Origin of the sequence: Roseateles aquae, assembly GCF_032337115.1 — a bacterium.
In the GTDB taxonomy this organism is placed as follows: Bacteria; Pseudomonadota; Gammaproteobacteria; order Burkholderiales; family Burkholderiaceae_C; genus Roseateles_C; species Roseateles_C aquae.
In genome coordinates this window covers 165379-184349 of the sequence record NZ_JAVXZY010000008.1, presented here as the reverse complement: position 1 = coordinate 184349, position 18971 = coordinate 165379, and the positions used below count along the sequence as shown (strand labels likewise).

At 62.5% G+C, this 18971-nt stretch carries 19 protein-coding genes; 8 read left to right on the top strand and 11 right to left on the bottom strand.

Going from position 1 to position 18971, the window contains the following annotated elements:
* Nucleotides 1-120: 120 nt before the first annotated feature.
* From RQP53_RS18520 to RQP53_RS18480, 9 genes are all read right to left on the bottom strand, one after another.
* Nucleotides 121-621, bottom strand: coding sequence for a hypothetical protein (locus RQP53_RS18520; RefSeq protein WP_315652162.1), 501 nt, complete (start codon nt 619-621; stop codon nt 121-123).
* 16 nt (nt 622-637) lie between these two features.
* Entirely contained in the window at nt 638-1882 is a 1245-nt protein-coding gene (fabF, locus tag RQP53_RS18515; protein WP_315652161.1) for a beta-ketoacyl-ACP synthase II, read from the bottom strand.
* 47 nt (nt 1883-1929) lie between these two features.
* On the bottom strand, nt 1930-2169 hold the full coding sequence (acpP, locus tag RQP53_RS18510) for an acyl carrier protein (RefSeq protein ID WP_315652160.1): 240 nt from the start codon (nt 2167-2169) through the stop codon (nt 1930-1932).
* Between the two features lie 183 nt (nt 2170-2352).
* A complete protein-coding gene (gene fabG / locus RQP53_RS18505) occupies nt 2353-3096 on the bottom strand; it encodes a 3-oxoacyl-ACP reductase FabG (RefSeq protein WP_315652159.1) in 744 nt (247 codons plus the stop codon).
* Nucleotides 3097-3121: 25 nt separating this feature from the next.
* Entirely contained in the window at nt 3122-4063 is a 942-nt protein-coding gene (fabD, locus tag RQP53_RS18500) for an ACP S-malonyltransferase (RefSeq protein WP_315652158.1), read from the bottom strand.
* A 34-nt stretch (nt 4064-4097) separates the two neighbouring features.
* Nucleotides 4098-5105 (bottom strand): beta-ketoacyl-ACP synthase III, encoded by a 1008-nt coding sequence (locus RQP53_RS18495; RefSeq protein WP_315652157.1) that lies wholly within the window; start codon nt 5103-5105, stop codon nt 4098-4100.
* Entirely contained in the window at nt 5102-6214 is a 1113-nt protein-coding gene (plsX, locus tag RQP53_RS18490; RefSeq protein ID WP_315652156.1) for a phosphate acyltransferase PlsX, read from the bottom strand. Before plsX ends, RQP53_RS18495 begins: the two co-directional genes overlap by 4 nt.
* Nucleotides 6215-6445: 231 nt before the next feature.
* Entirely contained in the window at nt 6446-6628 is a 183-nt protein-coding gene (gene rpmF / locus RQP53_RS18485; RefSeq protein ID WP_009552540.1) for a 50S ribosomal protein L32, read from the bottom strand.
* A 363-nt stretch (nt 6629-6991) separates the two neighbouring features.
* Nucleotides 6992-7561 (bottom strand): YceD family protein, encoded by a 570-nt coding sequence (locus tag RQP53_RS18480; protein WP_315652155.1) that lies wholly within the window; start codon nt 7559-7561, stop codon nt 6992-6994.
* Between the two features lie 42 nt (nt 7562-7603).
* Here RQP53_RS18480 and RQP53_RS18475 point away from each other — a divergent pair, with 42 nt between their 5' ends.
* Nucleotides 7604-8254 (top strand): Maf family nucleotide pyrophosphatase, encoded by a 651-nt coding sequence (locus RQP53_RS18475; protein ID WP_315652154.1) that lies wholly within the window; start codon nt 7604-7606, stop codon nt 8252-8254.
* Nucleotides 8251-9048 carry an SAM-dependent methyltransferase gene (locus tag RQP53_RS18470; RefSeq protein WP_315652153.1) on the top strand — a complete coding sequence of 266 codons (798 nt, stop codon included), beginning with the start codon at nt 8251-8253 and terminating at the stop codon, nt 9046-9048. The genes RQP53_RS18475 and RQP53_RS18470 overlap by 4 nt, the downstream gene beginning before the upstream one ends.
* Nucleotides 9049-9144: 96 nt before the next feature.
* Here the strand turns inward: RQP53_RS18470 and RQP53_RS18465 are convergent, their stop codons facing one another.
* Nucleotides 9145-10599: a DEAD/DEAH box helicase gene (locus RQP53_RS18465; RefSeq protein WP_315652152.1), complete on the bottom strand. Its 1455-nt coding sequence runs from the start codon at nt 10597-10599 to the stop codon at nt 9145-9147.
* Between the two features lie 20 nt (nt 10600-10619).
* Nucleotides 10620-11777 carry an MraY family glycosyltransferase gene (locus RQP53_RS18460; protein ID WP_315652151.1) on the bottom strand — a complete coding sequence of 386 codons (1158 nt, stop codon included), beginning with the start codon at nt 11775-11777 and terminating at the stop codon, nt 10620-10622.
* A gap of 131 nt (nt 11778-11908) precedes the next feature.
* Here RQP53_RS18460 and RQP53_RS18455 point away from each other — a divergent pair, with 131 nt between their 5' ends.
* The 6 genes from RQP53_RS18455 (at nt 11909) to RQP53_RS18430 (ending at nt 18955) form a co-directional block, all read left to right on the top strand.
* Nucleotides 11909-13912: an SLBB domain-containing protein gene (locus RQP53_RS18455; RefSeq protein ID WP_315652150.1), complete on the top strand. Its 2004-nt coding sequence runs from the start codon at nt 11909-11911 to the stop codon at nt 13910-13912.
* Nucleotides 13849-15045 carry a Wzz/FepE/Etk N-terminal domain-containing protein gene (locus tag RQP53_RS18450; RefSeq protein ID WP_315652149.1) on the top strand — a complete coding sequence of 399 codons (1197 nt, stop codon included), beginning with the start codon at nt 13849-13851 and terminating at the stop codon, nt 15043-15045. Before RQP53_RS18455 ends, RQP53_RS18450 begins: the two co-directional genes overlap by 64 nt.
* A gap of 77 nt (nt 15046-15122) precedes the next feature.
* Nucleotides 15123-15521: a MarR family EPS-associated transcriptional regulator gene (locus RQP53_RS18445; RefSeq protein WP_315652148.1), complete on the top strand. Its 399-nt coding sequence runs from the start codon at nt 15123-15125 to the stop codon at nt 15519-15521.
* A gap of 6 nt (nt 15522-15527) precedes the next feature.
* Complete coding sequence (locus RQP53_RS18440) at nt 15528-16454, top strand: GDP-L-fucose synthase family protein (protein ID WP_315652147.1); 927 nt, start codon at nt 15528-15530, stop codon at nt 16452-16454.
* 21 nt (nt 16455-16475) lie between these two features.
* Nucleotides 16476-17597, top strand: coding sequence for a GDP-mannose 4,6-dehydratase (gmd, locus tag RQP53_RS18435; RefSeq protein WP_315652146.1), 1122 nt, complete (start codon nt 16476-16478; stop codon nt 17595-17597).
* Nucleotides 17594-18955, top strand: a complete 1362-nt coding sequence (locus RQP53_RS18430) for a lipopolysaccharide biosynthesis protein (RefSeq protein ID WP_315652145.1) — start codon at nt 17594-17596, stop codon at nt 18953-18955. Before gmd ends, RQP53_RS18430 begins: the two co-directional genes overlap by 4 nt.
* Nucleotides 18956-18971 lie beyond the last annotated feature (16 nt).

The window sequence follows — 18971 nt, the reverse complement described above, 5'->3', positions numbered from 1 at the left end:
CATTGAAAGGGCCAGGTTGAGAAAGCTGCGAAATTGTCTGCCAGGCAAAGTGGCAGGGACAAGCGGCAAAACTATGCTAGCTCATGCGCTTGGCGTTGCAGGAAGGCACCCCGCCTGAGCTCACTTCGGCAACTGCCGCGACGCCAGCTGCAAGACGACGCGCAGCTGCTGCCACTGCAAGGAATGCGCACGCCGCGATAGGCCCAGATAAAGGCGGCCGCGCCAGTGGCTGCGCCAACCGGCCGGTTCATGCGAGCCCTGCAGCGGCCGCAGGCCAAGCAGCAGCCACCCATCCAGGTCCATCAGGCGTTCAAGCTGCACCGGCCTTGCATCGAGCGCCAAGCGCCCTGCCGGGCGCAGCCACCATTGCTGCCCATCAAAGGCCAGTTCCCAAGGCGGCTCCGGGTGCCGCCAACGCCACAGCGCATAGGCCAGGCCGGCAAGCAGGCACAGCGGCATGGCGAGCGGCCACGACGGCTGGCGAGCCTCCGTCTGGGCCAGCAGATAGGCACTCAGCACCAGCGTGGCCAGCAGGATCAACAACTGCTCGATCAGGCGCAAAAACAGATCCGCCCGCAGTTCGATTCGAAGTGCGGGCGGATGACGCAGCAGCGGCTGCATGAGGGAATCCGGACGATCAGATCCGCTTGAATATCAGCGTGCCGTTGGTACCGCCGAAACCGAAGTTGTTCTTGGCGGCGTATTCGATCTTCATCGGCCGCGCGGTGTTGGCGCAGTAGTCCAGATCGCACTCGGGATCCTGGTTGAAGATATTGATCGTTGGCGGCGCGATCTGGTCACGCACAGCCAGTACGGTGAACACCGACTCGATGCCACCCGCGCCGCCGAGCAGGTGGCCAGTCATCGACTTGGTCGACGACACCACCAGCTGCTTGGCATGGTCGCCAAAAGCCAGCTTGATCGCGTTGGTTTCGTTGACATCACCCAGCGGCGTCGAGGTGCCGTGAGCGTTCATGTAATGCACCTGATCGGCATTGATGCCGGCATTGCGCAGCGCCGCGCGCATCGAGCGCTTCGGGCCATCCACATTCGGTGCCGTCATGTGATAGGCATCGGCACCCATGCCGAAACCGGCCAGCTCGGCATAGATCTTGGCGCCGCGCTTCTTGGCATGCTCGTACTCTTCCAGCACCAGCACGCCCGCGCCCTCACCCAGCACAAAGCCGTCGCGGTCCTTGTCCCAGGGCCGCGATGCGGTCTTGGGATCGTCGTTGCGGGTCGACAGCGCGCGTGCGGCGGCAAAGCCACCGACGCCCAGCGGCGACACCGTCGACTCGGCGCCGCCCGCGACCATCACGTCGGCGTCACCGTATTCAATCAGACGACCTGCTTCACCGATGCTGTGCAAGCCGGTGGTGCAGGCGGTCACGATGCCCAGGTTCGGGCCTTGGAAGCCGAACTTGATGGACACATGGCCCGAGATCATGTTGATGATCGAAGCGGGCACGAAGAAGGGGGAGATGCGACGCGGCCCCCGCGCCGTCAACTCCGCATGCGTCTCCTCGATCATCGGCAGACCGCCGATGCCCGAACCGACCAGCACGCCGATGCGCTCTGCCTGCTCTTCGGTGAGTTGATCACCGGTCAGCAGGCCCGCATCGCGCACCGCCTGAATCGATGCCGCCAATCCGTAGTGGATGAAGCGGTCCATCGTCCGCGCTTCCTTGGTGGACATGTACTCAGCCACGTCGAATCCCTTGACCTCGCCAGCGAACTGGCAGGCAAAGGCGGCGGGATCAAAACGGGTGATGCGGTCAATGCCGGATTGGCCGGCCAGGATGTTGGCCCAGCCTTCAGCCACCGTGTTGCCCACGGGGCTGATCAGACCAAGACCGGTGACGACAACGCGACGACGGCTCATGCGGTACAGGGATCGGTTAGGAAACGCGGGCTTGAAGAGCTGAGCTCTTAGGCCTTCTGGTGCTTGACGGCGTAATCGATCGCCAGTTGCACCGTGGTGATCTTCTCGGCTTCTTCATCGGGGATTTCGATGCCGAACTCGTCTTCGAGTGCCATCACCAGTTCCACGGTGTCCAGAGAATCAGCGCCCAGATCGGCCACGAAGGCCTTCTCCGTGGTCACATCGGCTTCAGGCACGCCGAGTTGCTCGGCGATGATTTTCTTGACACGTGCTTCGATATCGCTCATGACTCCTCCAGGAGGGGATTGCAAGGAACAGCCCGGGATTCTAAGGCCTGTAGAGTGACATCCCTAAGTCGGGCTGCCGCGGCAGGTTTTGATCACTGCGCAGCGCACTCTAGCAGGCCCACACCGGCCGGGCGAATCCGGTGAGCCGAGGCGCTCGAAAACGCCCCAGCCTCAGACCAAAAATCAGTTCATGAACATGCCGCCATTGACGTGCAGTTCGGTGCCAGTGATGTAGGCAGCCTGCGGCGAAGCCAGGAAGGCCACGGCATCGGCGATCTCGGCCGGCTCGCCCAGACGGCCCACCGGAATCTGCGCCAGCAGCGCGGCCTTCTGGGCCTCGGGCAGCACCTCGGTCATGTCGGTGGCGATGAAGCCCGGCGCGACACAGTTGACGGTAATGCCACGACTGCCCAGCTCACGCGCCAGCGAGCGCGTCATGCCGGCCACGCCGGCCTTGGCTGCCGCGTAATTGGCCTGGCCGGGATTGCCGGAGGCGCCGACGACCGAGGTGATGCTGATGATGCGGCCATAGCGCTGCTTCATCATCGTGCGCATCACCGCACGGCTCATGCGGAAGACGGCCTTCAGATTGGTGTCCAGCACGGCGTCCCAATCGTCGTCCTTCATGCGCATGGCCAGCGTGTCGCGGGTGATGCCGGCATTGTTGACCAGCACCTGCAGGCCACCCTGCTGCTTGACGATATCGTCAATCGCCGCCTCGACGGCCGCGGCGTCATTGACATTGAGCGCCAGGCCACGACCGCCGAAGCCGGCCAGCGCCTCGCCAATGGCGGCGGCGCCGGATTCGGTCGTTGCGGTGCCGATCACGGTATAGCCGCGCTGGGCCAGCGTCAACGCGATCGCGCGGCCAATGCCGCGACTCGCGCCGGTGACCAGGGCCACCTGGGGTTTGCTTGCTTCAGTCATGTCTTGCTTTCTGTACGTTGCAGCTTCAGCCCAGCAGTGCCCGTGCATCGGCCAGCGAGGCCGGGTCCAGCACGGTGGCGCTAAGCAGTTCCGCGTCGACGCGCTTGGCCAGGCCGGCCAGCACCTTGCCCGGCCCGCACTCGATCACATGACCGATGCCACGCGCCTTCAGCGCCTGCACGATCTCGACCCAGCGCACCGGCCCGAAGGCCTGACGATACAAGGCGTCGCGCAGCGCATCAGCATCGGCGGCCACCGTGACGTCAATATTGCTGAGCACCGGAAACTCCATCGCGGCAAACGTGGTGGAGGCCAGTTTTTCCTTCAGCCGTTCGGCCGCCGGCTTCATCAGGCTGCTGTGAAACGGTGCCGACACCGCCAGCGGCAGGGCGCGCTTGGCACCGGCCGCCTTCAGCAACTCGCATGCCTTGTCGACACCGACCTTGGTACCAGCAATGACGGTCTGCTTGGGATCATTGAAATTGACCGCCTCGACGGCCTCGCCGACAGCCACAGCAGCAGCCGCGCAAACGTCGCGCACGGCCTGCGCTTCGAGGCCCAGGATGGCCGCCATCGCGCCCACACCCACCGGCACCGCTTCCTGCATGGCCTGAGCGCGGAAACGCACCAGCGGCAAGGCCTCAGCCAAGCTCAGTGCGCCGGCAGCGACCAGGGCGCTGTACTCGCCCAGCGAATGGCCCGCGGCGGCAGCGGGCTTCAGGCCAGTCTCGGCCAGCCAGGCGCGGTAGCAGGCAATGCCCGCCGTCAGCATCACCGGCTGGGTGTTGGTGGTCAGGTCCAGCTGTTCCTTGGGGCCGTTCTTGATCAGCGCGCCAATGTCCTCGCCAAGCGCGGTCGAGGCCTCTTCCAGCGTGCGACGAACTTCAGGATGGTCGCCCAAGGCGTCCAGCATGCCCACGGTCTGCGAACCCTGACCGGGGAACACGAATGCAAAGCTTGCGCTCATGTGTGGAATCTCTTCGTTGAATAACAGTCTGATGTCAGAGGTCGAGCAGCACCGCACCCCAGGTGAAGCCACCGCCCACGCCTTCAAGCATCACGGTGTCGCCGCTCTTGATGCGGCCAGAGCGTACCGCCACGTCCAGCGCCAGCGGGATCGAAGCGGCCGAGGTGTTGCCGTGCTGATCAACGGTGACGATCAGCTTTTCCAGCGGCATCTTCAGCTTCTTGGCCGTGCCCTGCATGATGCGGATATTGGCCTGGTGAGGAATCAGCCAGTCGATATCAGCATCGGTCCGGCCAGCCTTCTCGAGCACCGCGCGGGCCACCTTTTCCAGCACGCCAACGGCCAGCTTGAACACCGCCTGGCCATCCATCTTCAGCAAGGGATCGCCCAGCACCTGACCACCGCTGACCGTTCCCGGCGTGCACAGAATATTGGCATGGCGGCCATCGGCGTGCAGCTCGCTGGCAAGAATGCCCGGCGTGTCACTCGCGCCAACGACAACCGCACCGGCGCCATCACCGAACAGCACGCAGGTGGTGCGGTCCTTGAAATCGAGAATACGTGAGAAGACCTCAGCGCCGATCACCAGGGCCTTCTTGGCCGCCCCGGTCTTGATCATCGAATCGGCCACGGTCAGCGCGTAGACAAAGCCCGAGCACACTGCCTGCACATCGAAGGCCGCCGCGCCGACATTGCCCAGCTTGGCCTGCAGCAGGCAAGCGGTCGAGGGGAAGATCATGTCCGGCGTAGAGGTGGCGACGATGATCAGGTCGATTTCGCTGGCATCGACACCGGCTGCCTCCAGCGCCGCGCGGGCGGCGGGCAAGGCCAGTTCGCTGGCCGTGACGCCAGGCTCGGCGAAATGGCGGGCATGGATGCCGGTGCGCTCGACGATCCACTCGTCCGAGGTCTCGATGCCATCCTTGGCCAGTTGCGCCGCCAGCTCGGCATTGCTCAGGCGCTTCGGGGGCAGATAGCTGCCCGTTCCGAGGATGCGGGCATAGCGGGGGGCGGGGGTAGGCAGTGCGTTGGTGCTTGTCATGCAGCTTGGACGGCCGGGGCCATCTTGTCTCCTGCATCGCCCTGTGCGTCCACCGGCGGTGCCGGCAGCTCCTGCAAGGTGGCGATGATGCGATCGTGAACCCGGTCCAGCAACCGGTTGCGGGCGGCATCATACGCCCTGTTCATCGCGGTCTCGAAGGCCAGCGCATCGGCCGAGCCGTGGCTCTTGAACACCAGGCCACGCAGGCCCAGCAATGCCGCACCACTCAGGCGGCGGTGGTCAACACGGTTCTTGAAGCGCTGCAGGATGGGCAAGGCCAGCAAGGCCACCAGCTTGGTCAACGGTGTACGACTGAATTCATCACGGATGAAGCTGGAGATCATCGTCGCCAGGCCTTCGGCCGTCTTCAAGGCGACGTTGCCGACAAATCCATCACAAACGACGATATCGGTCGTGCCCTTGAAGATGTCGTTGCCTTCGACATTGCCATAGAAGTTCAGCTGCCCGTCGGCCGCCGCCTTGCGCAGCAATTCACCGGCCTGCTTGATCGCCTCGTTGCCCTTGATCACCTCTTCGCCGATATTGAGCAGACCGACCGAGGGTTCGGCCTTGCCGTCGACGGCCGACACCAGGGCCGAGCCCATCACCGCGAACTGCAGCAGATGTTCGGCCGTGCAATCGACGTTGGCGCCAAGATCCAGCACGGTGGTGAAACCGCCACGCTGATTGGGCATCACGCTGGCCAGTGCCGGCCGGTCAATGCCGTCCAGCGTCTTGAGCAGATAGCGCGCCAGCGCCATCAGCGCGCCGGTATTGCCGGCCGACACGCAGACATGGGCCGCGCCGGACTTGACCTGGTTGATCGCCACCCGCATCGACGAGTCCTTCTTGCGGCGCAAGGCCAACTCGACAGGATCGTCCATGGCCACAACTTCGCTGGCGGCGATGACCTGACAACGCGGCCAGTTGACGGCCGGCGCCAGCGCATCCGGCAGTCCGACCAGCAAGAGTTCCGCTTCAGGATGGGCAGCCAAAAAAGCCTGCGCCGCCGGCAAGGTGACCGATGGTCCATGGTCCCCGCCCATGCAATCCACGGACAGCCGGATCGGCCCGGACGCAGGCGAGACAGTGAAATCGGTAGCGGACATGGGGAAGCTAATTCGTGGGCAGCCGGCACGGCAGAGCCCGCTACAAACCGGGCACCTTACGCGACAGCGGGGTGCCGGACAAGCGGGCGCACCCGGGGATCACCCGGCACCGCAAACCCGCGACGGCACAAGCACAAAAGCCCGGCAGCGCGCAAAGCGATCAGCCGGGCTTGTGATGCAAACAGGCGACGAGCGCCGTGGCAGCCCGAGGGGCCACCACAGGGAACTCGATCAGGCGTCTGCCTTGGTCTTCAGGACCTTGCGACCACGATAGAAGCCGGTCGGGCTGATGTGGTGACGCAGATGCACTTCGCCGGTGGTCGGCTCGATCGCGGTACCCGGGGTGACCAGGGCGTTGTGCGAACGGTGCATGCCACGCTTGGAAGGCGACTTCTTGTTTTGCTGAACGGCCATGTTGATTCTCCTTCGGCTTCGGTGAGTGAGGCTTGCTCGACGGGCGCGCGCTGCACGCCCGCTACCGACGCCTCGGCACCCCGGCTCTCACCAACAGATCCTGCAGCCGCACGATTGCGAGATGCCTGGAACCACCACTGCGGCTCCGGGCCCTGCCTTGAGGCTCTGTCACTCAAAGGCCTGCTCGAAATTCTGTTGTACCGGGGAAAGCCGATGATTCTAGCACGATGCGATCGAATTGCAAAAGAGCCAGCAAGTAAAGCGGCCGCAAGAAAGCGCCGCTGAGCCAAACGCGGGCGTGGGCAGACGCTGCGCGCACCACGGGCCTGCACACCCACCGGCGCACAGGCACTCCAACCCTAATCAGGCCTTCGGCGTGCCCTTGCCCTTGAGAGCCGCCAAAGCCGCAAACGGATTGGGGCGCTCCTCCTCTGCTTCCTCGAATTCATCGGCGTCGCCCAACACCGCCGGTAGCGGGTCCGGGCAGGACTCATGACGAGGCACCAGGGGCAAATCGAGCAGCAGCTCATCCTCGACCAACTCACGCAGGTCCAGGTGACGTGTCATTGCGAGCACATCATCTTCGCTGTCCGCATCAAGTTCGGCAGCGGTGCGCTCGTCGCGGACGAAATGGAAGTCCCGATCAAGTGCCAGCGGTACCGCCATCGGCTTCAGGCAACGCTGGCAGGTCAGGACCACCTCGGCATCGACTTGCAGATGCAGCCAGATCTGATCCTGTCCACCACGCACCGGCCGGCATTCACCCTGCACTTGCCAGCGCACGGGCGGCCAGTCCGAAACCGAAGACTCGGGTGCCGCGCCTTCGACCAGGCGCTCCAGACTCTGCGCCGGCCAGTCGCCTTGCAGGCTGGCCGCATCGCGGGCAAAGACCTCGACATCGAGGTTCAGGGGATCGTGTTGACGCTGCTTCATGGGCTGAAGTGTACGAGCCGCCCGCGATGGGACAATCCAGCCATGAGCCAAGCCCCCTCCTCTCCCACACCCAGCCAGCCCCGTCTGGTGCTGGGCTCCACCTCGATCTACCGTCGCGAGTTGCTGGCGCGGCTGCGCCTGCCTTTTGAGGTCTGCTCGCCGCAGGTCGACGAAACCCCACTTCCCGGCGAAGCACCGGCCGCACTGGCACGCAGGCTGGCCTTGGCCAAGGCTCAGGCCGTGGCCGCGCAGTTTCCTGCGGCCTTGGTGATCGGCTCAGACCAGGTCGCCGATGTCGATGGCCAGAGCATCGGCAAGCCCGGCACGCACGAACGCGCCGTCGAACAGCTGCGCGCCATGAGCGGGCGTGAGGTCGTGTTCCAGACGGCCGTGGCCGTGGTTTGCACAGCGCGCAGCTACGTCGCGCAAGACCTGGCCCCGGTCAAGGTGCGCTTTCGCACGCTCAGCGACGCCGAGATTGAGCAGTACCTGCGCGTCGAACAGCCCTACGACTGCGCCGGCAGCGCCAAGTCCGAAGGCCTGGGCATCGCGTTGCTGGAAGCGATCGAATCCGATGACCCGACGGCGCTGATCGGCCTGCCACTGATCCGCACCGCCAGAATGCTGCGCGAAGGCGGGCTCAATGCGCTGACAAGCGCTGCGCCCAACACCGCCACCGGGAGCCACGCATGAGCCGCAAGAAGGGCCGCCTCTACCTGATGCCCAACACGCTGGACTTCGGCATGGACGAGGCCGACGCGGTGGACCTGCGCCGCGTCATTCCGACCCAGGTGCTGGAGATCGCCGCCGGCCTCGGCCACTGGGCCGCAGAAAGCGCCAAGACCACGCGCGCCTTCCTGAAGCGGGTGGACGCCATCGTGCCGCTGAGCCAGCCGCTGCAGCAGCTAGAGATCAAGGAGCTGCCGCGACCACCCAAAGGCGGCGGCAAGGGTGGCGGCAAAGCGGGTGGAGACGGCAACGACAGCGCGGCGTGGCAGGCACTGCTGGCGCCGGCGCTGGCCGGCCATGACCTGGGCCTGATCTCGGAGGCCGGCCTGCCCGCCATCGCCGACCCGGGCGCAAGGCTGGTTGCCGCCGCACACGAGCAGGACATCGAGGTGGTGCCGCTGAGCGGCCCCAGCTCGCTGCTGCTGGCACTGGCAGCCAGTGGCCTGAACGGGCAGAGCTTTGCCTTTGTCGGCTATCTGCCGGTCGATGCACAGGCGCGCACGGCGCGCATCCGCGAGCTGGAGGCGCTGTCGCTGCGCCAGCAGCAGACCCAGCTGATGATTGAAACGCCCTACCGCAACACCGCCCTGCTGCAGGCACTGCTGAGCAGTCTGAAGCCGCAGACGCGGCTGTCGGTCAGCTGCGGCCTCAGCCTCGCAACAGGCTGGACGCGCAGCGCCACGATCGACGAATGGCGCCAGCAGCGCGAAGGCATGCCTGATCGAATGCCCGCCGTGTTCGCCATCCTGGCGGGCTGAGTCAAGACCTGACCCCGCAATGAAGAAGGGCGCAGCTGCCATCGCAGCTGCGCCCTTCTTGGCTTCCGTTCTCGGCAGGCAGCAAGCCTGCACCACTCAGGCGTCTTGCGTGACGGCCGGCTGCTTGGCACCGAACAAGGCCGCGACCTTTTTCTTCGGCTTGATATAGCTCGACAAGCCCTTGGGCGCCGTGCTGCTGGCCGACTTCTCCCAGGCCGCCGCCTCGCCGCTGGCGGCCTTGGCTTCATAGGGCTGATCGAAGATCGGATCGCGCGGGCCACGTGCGGGACGCGCTGCCGGCGCTGGCGCCGCAGCGACCACATCGGCCTCTGCGGGGCGAGCATCCCATTCACGACGCGGCGGACGGCGCGGGCGCTCTTCATCGAGCTCGATCGCCTCCAGGTCGATCTTGCGCTTGATCAGCTTCTCGATATCACCGATCAGCCGCGCATCGCTCTTGGTGACCAGGGTCACCGCAATGCCGCTGGCGCCGGCGCGGCCGGTGCGGCCGATGCGATGGACATAGTCCTCGGCGTTGAAAGGCACGTCGAAATTGAACACTGCCGGCAGATCGGCGATGTCCAGGCCACGCGCCGCGACGTCGGTACACACCAGCACATCGACCTCGTTGCGCTTGAACGCCTCCAGCGCCTTCAGCCGCTCGTCCTGCGACTTGTCGCCATGCAGCGCATTGGTGCGCAGGCCGTCGCGCTCAAAGGAGCGCGCGAGCCGGGCACAACCCAGCTTGGAATTGACGAACACGATGGCCTGCTGGATCTCGCGCTCACGCAGCACCTTGAGCACCGCACGGCGCTTGTCCTCATCACCAACGCCGTAGAACAGCTGTTCAACATTGGTGGCCGTTGCGTTCGGCCGCGCCACTTCCACCAGCTGCGGATTCTGCAGATAGCTTTCGGCCAGGCGTTTGATCTCCGGCGAGAAGGTCGCCGAGAACAACAAGGTCTGACGGGTCTTGGGCAGATAGCTGAGGATGCGCTGCAGATCGGGCAGGAAGCCGATGTCCAGCATCCGGTCGGCTTCATCCAGCACCACGTACTCGACCTGGTTGAGCACGCAGTTCTTGGCCTCGATATGGTCAAGCAGTCGGCCCGGCGTGGCGATCAGCACCTCTACGCCCGCCTTCAGCTGCAGGGTCTGCGGCTTCATGTCGATGCCGCCGAAGACGCAGGCCACACGCAGATTGGTGTGCTTGGAATAGGCCTTGACGTTGTTGGCCACCTGATCCGCCAATTCCCGCGTTGGCGCCAGCACCAGCGCTCGCACCGGATGGCGGGCCGGCGACACACTGCTGTTCTCATGCTTGAGCATGCGCTGCAACAGCGGAATCGAGAACGCAGCCGTCTTGCCAGTGCCGGTCTGAGCCGCCCCCATCACATCCCGCCCCTCCAGCACGATGGGAATCGCTTTGGCCTGAATCGGCGTCATGCTGGTGTAGCCAGAGTCCGCCACGGCACGCAACAACTTGGCGTCCAGAGGCAGGGTGTCGAAGCGCGCCGGAACGGCTGCTTCAGTGGTGGTGGTGTCGGTCATAGCCCAGGATTATCCCCGATCTACTCCCGCGACCCGTTCTTGCCATCAACTGGCAGCGCACGAGACCCATCGTTGACACTTCGCACTGGCGAGCGAAAGACCAGCCACTTCGGGGTGCGAAATCGCACGATTCGCCAGTACAAGCCCACGTAGCTGACGCCAAACAACGTCATGCAAGCTGCCAGCATGGGCGTTGAGTCCCAGAACAGCACAGCTGGCACCAATGAGGAAATGCAAAGCATCCACAAATAGGGTGCGGTCATCGAATTTCGCCGGACCAGCGCACGCGCATCTGCTGCGCCGATTGCCCATCGCATCAGTCGCCGGTAGACCAAGGAGTGCAGATGGATGCCATCAGGCAGCCCTGGCGGTGTCGCACGGATGAAACGCCTCCGGTAGATCGAGAACACCGTCTCGAACACCGGATAGATGCAAACCATCAGTGCAAACAAAGGCGATACCTGTGGATGCCGCGCGATCAGCAAAACGCCGAGTTCCGCGACCAGGAAGCCTAAGAAGTATGCACCGCCGTCACCCAAGAAGATCAGCCCGTGCGGGAAGTTCCAAACAAAGAAGCCGAGCACGGCCCCGACGCCCGCGAGCGCCCAGAGCGCCAAGTCGGCATCCCCAACAATGTGCGCCACATAGCAGAAGCTCAGCAGCATGAGAGTCACACACATTGATGACAGCCCATTGAATCCGTCAATGATGTTGACCGAGTTGGCAACGCCAGAAACCGTAAACACAGTTGCGGCTAGCGCACCGACGCTGGTTCCGACCAACCAATCAAGTCCGGGAATGTCAGTTCGCACTATCTGTGCATCCAGGAGCCAGGCCGCGAGCGCCGCAGAAATTGCCGTTGCAATTAGGCGCATGAAGGGCGACACCCGCTTGGTGATATCTTCAATCAAGCCCGCCAGAAACGCTGGCAAGCCGCAGAGGAGCAAAAGGATACCGAGGCGAGCGTGCTCAGGATTGAGCCACCATGCATAGGCTGCGCAGGCCAGCATGCCAGCGAACAGCCCCACCCCGCCGACTCTGGGCACCGGCGCTGCGTGAAACTTCTGTGGGCCGGACAAGTCGAGGTCGGCCGAAAGATGCCCATGGCTACGCGCCGAATGAATCACCAGCAAGGTCGCAATAGTCGCGACCAAAAACGAAAGCAGCAACGGATACATGGTCGCAAGTGTAGCGACGCACCAAGGCAGCTCGATGCTGACTCGGGGAACGCTAGAATCCGCGGCGCATCAGCATCAGGTCAATGCACTTGATGTCCGAGCCCCAGACCGAAGCCAGAGCGAGCCCACCCATGAGACGTCAAGAGTTGAACAATGCTGCCCCCCAGCAAACGGCTGCATTGCCCCGACTGTCTGGCCGCTCGGGTACCGTTTTTTTAAGCCTGACTTTGGCCGCGATGCTGATTGGAACGGTCGACGTTGCCATTGCGCAGAGCAGCTATGGAAGCAGTTCCGACTCCGAGACCGCTCCAATCAGGCTGAAAAACGACCAGCGTAGCAAGTCGCGAAACGACGAGCAGGATCTCGACGACGACAACGCGGACAGGCGAAATCGAGACGACAGCAGGCCGCGCGATACACGTGACTTACGCGACAGCCGCCCCCGCGACGAAAACGGCCGCCTGATCGAGCGCAGCAGGCGCTACCAGGCCAGCGAATTTGAAACCTACGTTCAAAAGTCCGTTGGTGAGCTCGAGAATGGTGCGCCTGAGGTTCGCAGGTTCGGCTCGGAATTGATGCTCTCGGCCAAGAACAATTCTGTTGAGACGAACGGACTCGTTCCCGCCGACTACATCCTCAGCATCGGCGACGAAGTCCTGCTGACGATCTGGGGCTCAGTGGAAGCGGATTTACGACTGACGGTTGATCGGGCGGGCCGCATCACCATCCCAAAAGTCGGTCCAGTGATGGTGGCCGGAGTCAGCTACGGCGATTTGAATAGCGTGATCGATACGCGGATGAAGTCGATGTTCCGCAACTACAAGCTCAGCACCAGTCTGGGCCGCTTGAGGAACATCCGTGTCTATGTGACAGGCTTCACTGGCAAGCCCGGCGCCTACACGGTCAGCAGTTTGTCGACGATCGTCAATGCTGTGGTCCAAGCTGGAGGCCCGTCTGCGGCAGGCAGCTTCAGGCGCGTTGAGTTGCGTCGCGGGGGGCGCCTGATCAGCACGCTCGATTTTTATGATTTGCTGGTCAAGGGCGACAAAACAGCTGATCGAATCCTTCAAGCCGAGGACGTCATCCACATTGGCGCGGTCGGGCCTCAGATCGGCCTGATTGGCAGTGTCAACAGGATGGGCATTTTCGAGCTGAAGCCTGGTGAAACAGTCGAGGACATCTTGCAGATGGCGGGTGGCTTGTCAGCTGTTGCAGACAAGGGCCGGATGACCATCGAACGACTGGAAAGTCGGCTCGATAACAAAGTCGAAAACCTTTCTTTGCCAGAGCATCTGCGCCGGCAGCCGAGGAATGGTGACCTGCTCAGAGCCTATAGCCTGGTCAATGTTTCGGCGCCTCAGTTTCGCCAGAACAAGCGCATTCGCATCGAAGGTGAGGTTCTCCGTCCCGGTGAGTATCTGTTGCCACCAAAATCCTCCTTGGCCGATGCAATTGCGGCGGCCGGTGGATTGACGCCGCAGGCCTACATATTCGGCACCGAATTTGCGAGAGAGAGCGTCCGCATCACGCAGCAGGAAAACTATGAGCGAGCCCTGCGAGATCTGGAAACCGAATTCACCCGGGCCGCGACGACTCAGAAAGCCCTCAGTGCTGATGAGGCTGCGACACAGACTGCAAGGGTCGGGAGCTCAGGTAAGTTGATCGAACGTTTGCGTGCGGTTCGACCGACCGGGCGCATCGTCCTGCAGCTCCAGCCCAACGCGACCGAACTGCCAAATCTTGAAATCGAAGACGGCGACAGGCTCTCCATTCCGCCGCGCCCGACCTCCATCGGCGTGTTTGGCAGCGTGTTCAATGCCGGCAGTTACCTCTATGCCGACGGCACTGCGCTGGGTGACTTCATTCGGCTAGCCGGTGGATTGACACGTGGTGCCGACGAGCGTTCACTTTTCGTCCTGCGCGCCAATGGCAGCGTGTTGAGCGCGCGCCAAAAGTCGCAAGGGTGGCTGTTTGCTGGCAACGGCATCGAGAGTAGTTCGGCCTTGCCGGGTGACACGATCTTTGTTCCAGAAGAATTGAACAAGACCAGCTTTGCGCAGGAAGCCAAGGAATGGACACAGATCCTGTACCAGTTCGGTATTGGGGCGGCCGCGCTAAAGACTTTGAAGAATTGAGCGCAGCAGCGCATAGAGAGTCCAATTTGAGCCAGATGCCTGCCGACGCAAAAAAACCAGCCCTTGACCAGTTCGAGGACACGATTGACCTTTCGGAGTTGGCCAGGCGTCTGCGCGGACGGTTGGCGCTGATCACGGCAGGGCCAATTGCCGCTGCCGCAATTGCTTATGGTGCGACCTACCTGATCACACCCACCTTCACGGCCAAGACAAGCCTGTTGCCGCCACAGCAAAATCAAAGCATGGCGTCATCAGCCATCGCCTCACTGGGCTCATTGATCGGCTTGGCCGGCGGCGCGGGCGTGCGAACCGCAGCCGACCAGTACGTTGCATTGATGCAAAGCGCCACGGTCAGTGACCGCCTAATCAAGCGATTCAAGCTGAATGAGGTCTACGACATCAAACTGGCCTCAAACGTCAGGCAGCACTTGGCGAACAAGGTCCGAATTACCATTGGTAAGAAGGACGGCCTGATAGCGATTGAAGTCGATGACACCGATCCACAGCGCAGTGCAGATCTAGCCAATGCCTATGTTGAGGAGTTGCGGCGCATCAGCAGTGAACTCGCCATCACCGAGGCGCAGCAGCGTCGCGTTTTTTTCGAACAGCAGATGCAGCAGAGCAAAGCCCGGCTGGCCAGCGCGCAACTGGCACTGCAGGACAGCGGTTTCAATCCTGGTGCGCTGAAATCTGAACCCAAGGCAGCCGCTGAGAGCTACGCGAAGCTCAAGGCAGAGCTCACCGCCGCCGAGATCAAAGTTCAAACGCTTCGTGCCCGCCTGAGCGACGGTGCCCCTGAAATGCAACAGGCACTTGCCCAACTCGGCGCGATCCGAGGACAGCTAAGCAATCTTGAGGCAACTTCCGCCCCGCACGGGGACGGCAGGCAGGCCGACTATCTGAGCCGCTACCGCGACTTCAAGTATGAGGAGTCGCTATTCGAATTGTTTGCCAAGCAGTTTGAATTGGCTAAGGTCGACGAAAGCCGAGAAGGCGCGCTGATCCAGATCGTGGATACGGCGACGCCCCCAGACCAAAAGTCCAAGCCCCGACGCAGCGTTTTCGCCCTGCTTGGGGGCTTCCTGGGGCTTCTGGTGAGCATAGCCTGGGCGCTACAGAGTCGGAAGGCCTGAGCGTCAGCAGGTTTCGTTGCCGCCGGGTCGACGACTCGATGCGCTAGACTTCGTTCACGAAGTGAACATACAGTCCAATGCCCCACCGCCACGCTGATCCCGACCTTGAGCTTGCCACCATGCGCGCTGTTGAACAGCACGCGCCCGAGTCTCAACGTCAGTTGGCGGGCCTGCTTGGCGTCAGCGTTGGCAAGGTCAATTTCATCTTGAACGCGTTGCTCAATAAGGGATTGCTCAAGGTCGAGAACTTCCGCCGCAGCGACAACAAATTGGGCTACCTGTATCTGCTGACACCCCACGGCTTGCAGACCAAGACGAGGCTCACGAAGGAGTTCCTGCGACGCAAGGAGCGCGAATACATCGAGCTGCAGTGTCAGATCTCCTTGCTGCGTGACGAACTTGCATCGTCCGACGCTGTGCGCCAGCAAGTCAGGGGCAGCCAGGCACGGGCAGATCGGTCGCCCCAGTCAACCTAATTCAGAATGAACGAGCAATCAAAGATATTTGTCACCGGCCATCGTGGCATGGTCGGCAGTGCAATTCGTCGAGCCCTCGAAAGTGCAGGCTACATGAACATCCTCTGCGCCAGTCGCGAGGAGCTTGACCTGCTGGACCAGGCCGCAGTCCATGCGTTCCTGCGCGAACAGAAGCCCGACTACATATTCATTGCGGCGGCCAAGGTTGGTGGCATCCAAGCCAACAACATCCTGCGCGCGGACTTCCTCTATCAGAACCTGCAGATTGAGTGCAATCTCATTCAAGGCGCCCACTTGGCTGGCGTGCAGCGCCTGATGTTTCTTGGTTCCAGCTGCATCTACCCGCGGCTCGCGGCGCAACCGATCACTGAGGATTCCTTGCTGACCGGTTCGCTCGAGCCCACCAACGAGCCTTATGCAATAGCCAAGATCGCCGGCATCAAGCTCTGCGAAGCCTATAACGCACAGTACGGCCGGCAGTACGTCAGCGTGATGCCGACCAATCTATACGGCCCCAACGACAATTACGACTTGGCCAGCAGCCATGTGCTGCCCGCACTGATTCGCAAGGCGCACGAGGCCAAGCTGCGCGGCGACAGTGAGTTAGTCGTCTGGGGAACAGGCACGCCGCGACGCGAATTCCTTTATGTCGACGATCTTGCCGACGCCTGCCTACACCTGATGCGATGCGGCTATGACGGGCCGCTGGTGAACATCGGTACGGGTGAAGACGTGAGCATCCGTGACCTGGCGGAGACGGTCATGGCATGTGTCGGCTATCAAGGAGAGATCGTCTTCGATACGAGCAAGCCCGATGGCACCCCGCGAAAATTGCTCGACGTCAGCCGCCTGCGGGAGCTTGGCTGGATGGCGACGACATCGCTGCAAGACGGCATTCGCAAGGCTTATGCCAGTGCGACATTCCAACAATGAATTGAAATCGGAAGCTTCGAAATGACGACTAGCAAAACGGCATTGATCACCGGCGTGACAGGGCAGGATGGCGCCTACTTGGCCGAGTTTCTGTTGAAGAAGGGTTACAAGGTTCACGGCATCAAACGCCGTGCCTCGCTGTTCAACACCGACCGCATCGACCACCTGTACCAGGACCCGCATGTCGACAACCGCAACTTCGTGCTGCACTACGGTGACCTGACCGACTCGACCAATCTGATCCGCATCATTCAGCAGGTCCAGCCCGACGAGATCTACAACCTCGCGGCGATGAGCCATGTGGCCGTCAGCTTCGAGACACCCGAGTACACCGCCAATGCCGATGGCATCGGCACGCTGCGCATCCTGGAAGCGATCCGCATCCTCGGCCTGGAAAAGAAGACGCGCTTCTACCAAGCCTCCACCAGCGAACTTTATGGTCTGGTGCAAGAGATCCCGCAGAAGGAAACCACGCCCTTCTACCCGCGCAGCCCCTATGCGGTGGCCAAGCTCTACGGCTACTGGATCACGGTGAACTACCGCGAGGCCTATGGCATGTACGCCTGCAACGGTGTGCTGTTCAACCACGAAAGCCCGCTGCGCGGCGAGACCTTCGTCACGCGCAAGATCACCCGCGCGATTGCGCGCATTGCGCTGGGCCTGCAGGACTGCCTGCACCTGGGCAATATGAGCGCGCTGCGCGACTGGGGCCATGCCCGTGATTACGTCGAGATGCAGTGGCTGATGCTGCAGCAGGACCAGCCCGAAGACTTCGTCATCGCCACCGGTGTGCAGTACAGCGTGCGCCAGTTCGTGGAATTCGCGGCCGCCGAACTGGGCGTAACGCTGGCCTTCGAGGGCGAGGGTGTTGACGAGGTCGGCCGTGTGACGGCAGTGAGCGGCGACAAGGCCAAGTGCAAGGTCGGCGATGTGATCGTGCGCGTTGACCCGCGCTACTTCCGCCCGACCGAGGTTGAGACCCTGCTGGGCGACCCGACCAAGGCCAAGGAAAAGCTGGGCTGGACGCCCAAGACCACGCTGCGTGAGCTGGTGGCCGAGATGGTGCAGTCCGACTACGCCGACGCGCAGCGCGACAGCCTGGTCAAGGATGCGGGCTTTCAGGCCTTCAACTACCACGAATGAGCAGTGTCGCTGCCATGCTGTTGGGCCGCTTCAGCCCGCGAACGCAGCGCCTGCTCGGCACTGCAGTCGCAAGCTATGCCGCACGACTCGCATCGGCGCTCAGCCTGCTGATCACGATTCCACTGGCCCGGCATTCGCTAAGCGTCGAGATGTTTGGCGTCTGGATGATGCTGAGCTCTTTGCTCGGTTTCTTCTCCTTCGCGGACCTCGGTGTTGGCAATGGCGTGATCAGTCGCTTGACTGCAGCGCATGCCAGAGGCGATAGAAGCGAGGCCCTCGCCATCATGCTGGCTGGCTACAGTTGCACCGCTGCCGCTGGATTGCTGCTTCTGCTGGCCACTGGGTTGTGGGTTCTGCTGAGTGCCAACCCGCTGAGTTTTGCCGGCGATGTCCCTGCCGAACGACGGATCGAGGTCGCAAGCGCCTTCGGCAGCTTTGTGCTGCTATTGGCTATCAATGTTCCAGCCTCACTTGCGCAACGATTCCAGCTCGCCACGCAACAAGGGCACTGGGTGGGCTTGACCCAAGGTATCGCGGCACTCAGCAATCTCGTCGCTGTGCCGCTGGCGCTGTGGTTCGAGCTCAGCCTGCCAAGTCTGGTCTTTGCATCACTCGGCTGTACCGTGCTGGTCAACCTGTTGAGCAGCCTGACTTGGCTCAGCTCGCGTGGTTACCTGCTCGAAATGCGGGCCTCGCAAGGCCCGAGTCTCGTCGCGATTCGAGCCATTCTTCGTACCGGCGCCGCCTTCTTCGTGCTGCAGCTGTGTGCAGCGTTTGCTTTCCAGTCCGACGCGCTGGTCATCGCCCAGGTGCTTGGTCAGCAAAGCTACGGGGATTTCGCGGCGATCCAGAGAGTCTTCTTGGCTGTTTCAACATTGGCCGGTGCTGCGCTGATGGGGCTATGGCCTGCCTTCGGTGATGCATTGAATAGCGGAGATATCCCTTGGGCAAGACGAATGCTCGTCAAAGCACTTGCAACCGGCGCAGCCGTCATGGGAGGCATCTGCCTGGCTCTCATTGCCTGCATGGACTGGCTCACTGCAGTCTGGCTGCACATGAGCACCCCCCCACCGCTCCTGTTGACCAGCATGTTCGGCATCTGGACGGTCATCGATGCGTTGGGAAACATCACCGGTAGCTTTTTGAATGGGTCTGGCCTGCTCCGAGGCCAGCTGCTGGTGGCAGTCGCCATGGCTTGCACCGCCTTTGCCGGCAAATGGTGGGCTGTTGCGGCTTTGGGCAGTTGGGGCGCAGTCCTGGCAACCATCGTCGCCTACTTGCTGATTTCCGTTCCTGCCCAAATCGTCATGATTCGCCACGTGCTCACGAACAAGCGGCAAACACTGCGCACCACTTGAGTCAAGCAAACAGATC